This window comes from Nocardia neocaledoniensis, assembly GCF_029868625.1.
Classification (GTDB): domain Bacteria; phylum Actinomycetota; class Actinomycetes; order Mycobacteriales; family Mycobacteriaceae; genus Nocardia; species Nocardia neocaledoniensis_A.
Map to the genome: position 1 here is coordinate 1 of NZ_JARWOJ010000101.1, position 1,742 is coordinate 1,742.

Annotated in this window: 2 protein-coding genes and 1 pseudogene; all 3 read right to left on the reverse strand. The window is 64.2% G+C overall.

Annotated features, from left to right (window positions below; genetic code table 11):
• A pseudogene (locus tag QH270_RS07050) lies at positions 1-235 on the reverse strand (4-hydroxy-2-oxovalerate aldolase); the annotation flags it as partial.
• Positions 236-247: 12 nt separating this feature from the next.
• Positions 248-1,153: an acetaldehyde dehydrogenase (acetylating) gene (locus QH270_RS07055; RefSeq protein ID WP_280339652.1), complete on the reverse strand. Its 906-nt coding sequence runs from the start codon at positions 1,151-1,153 to the stop codon at positions 248-250.
• Positions 1,154-1,178: 25 nt separating this feature from the next.
• A partial coding sequence (locus tag QH270_RS07060) for a 2-keto-4-pentenoate hydratase (protein WP_280339654.1) occupies positions 1,179-1,742 on the reverse strand: 564 nt, incomplete at its 5' end.

The following is a 1,742-nucleotide window of genomic DNA, read 5'->3' on the forward strand; positions in this document are numbered from 1 at the left end:
TGATCAGTTCCTGCTCAGGGGTTTTCGAGAACCCGTAGTTGAACGAGGAACCACCCAGTCCGTCACCGTGGGTCACCTCGATGACCGGGACACCCGAACCGTCAAGAGCGGCAACGATATTGCGCACCTCGTCCGCGGTGAACTGGTGGCGCTTGTGATGCGAACCGTCACGCAGCGAGGTGTCGGTGACACGCACATCGAGTTCGCCCGAGTAGGGCTTCAGGATGTTGTTCATGGTCGAATCTCCTTACACCCGAGCCGAGATGATCTGGTCGGCCAGCACATCACCCACACGGGTGGCGGCGGCGGTCATGATGTCGAGATTGCCCGCATACGGCGGCAGGAAATCACCCGCGCCTTCGACCTCGACGAAGATCGACACCTTCGCCATCCCCCCGGAAACCACCGACGGATCATCGAACTGCGGATCGTTGAGCAACCGGTACCCGGGCACGTATTCCTGGATCGACTTCTCCATCGCGAAAATACTGTCCGCGATCGCGTCGCGGTCGGCGTCTTCGGGAATGGCGCAGAAGATGGTGTCGCGCATGATCATCGGCGGCTCGGCCGGGTTCAAGATGATGATCGCCTTACCCCGCTGCGCGCCACCGATGGTCTCGACCCCCTTGGACGTGGTCTTGGTGAACTCGTCGATATTGGCGCGGGTACCGGGACCGGCCGACACCGACGACACCGAGGCGACGATCTCGGCGTAGGCCACCGGCACCACCCGCGAGACCGCCGCGACCATCGGGATGGTGGCCTGACCACCACAGGTGATCATGTTGACGTTCATCGCATCACGCAGCGAGTCCAGGTTCACCGGCGGAATCACCGCCGGACCCACCGCGGCCGGAGTCAGATCCACCGCCCGGATACCGGCGGCTTCGTATTTGGGGGCGTATTCGCGGTGGACGTAGGCGGACGTGGCTTCGAACAGCAGGTCCGGCTTCTCCTCCAGACCCAGCAGCCAGTCCGCGCCCTCGGCCGAGGTTTCCAAACCCAGCCCACGGGCCCGCTTGAGCCCTTCGGACTCGGGGTCGATCCCGATCATCCAGCGCGGCTCGATCTTGTCCGAACGCAGCAGCTTGTAGAGCAGGTCGGTGCTGATATTGCCCGACCCCACGATCGCGGCGGTGACTTTGCTGGTCACAGTGGTACTCCTAGAAAGTCTGGGTTCAGCTGAAACGCAAACGGACAGAACCGAGCCCGGAGAACTCGGCATGGAACTCGTCCCCGGCCCTGGCATCGATGGCACGCGTGCAGGAACCGGGCAACACGATGTCGCCCTTGCGCAACCGCACCCCGAACGTGGCGACCTTGCGCGCCAGCCACGCCACCGCGATCACCGGATCACCCAGCACCGCGTCGCTGCGGCCCTCGGCGATCACCTCACCGTTGCGGGTGAGCACGGCATCGATGGCCTTGATGTCGATATCGGCCGGGGCGACGCGCTGCTCACCGAGCACGAAACCGGCCGAGGACGCGTTGTCGGAGATGGTGTCGGCCAACCCGATCTTCCAGTCCGTGATCCGGGAATCGATCAACTCGATCGAGGGCGCGTAGGCCACGGTCGCGGCGAGCACGTCTTCCTCGGTGCAATCCTGCCCGGGCAGGTCCGCGCCGAGGACGAACCCGACCTCGACCTCCACCCGCGGCAACAGGTATTTCGAGGTGTCGACGGGGACGTCTTCGAAGACTTCCATCTCGGCGAGCAGGTGACCGTAGTCGGGCTCGTCCAC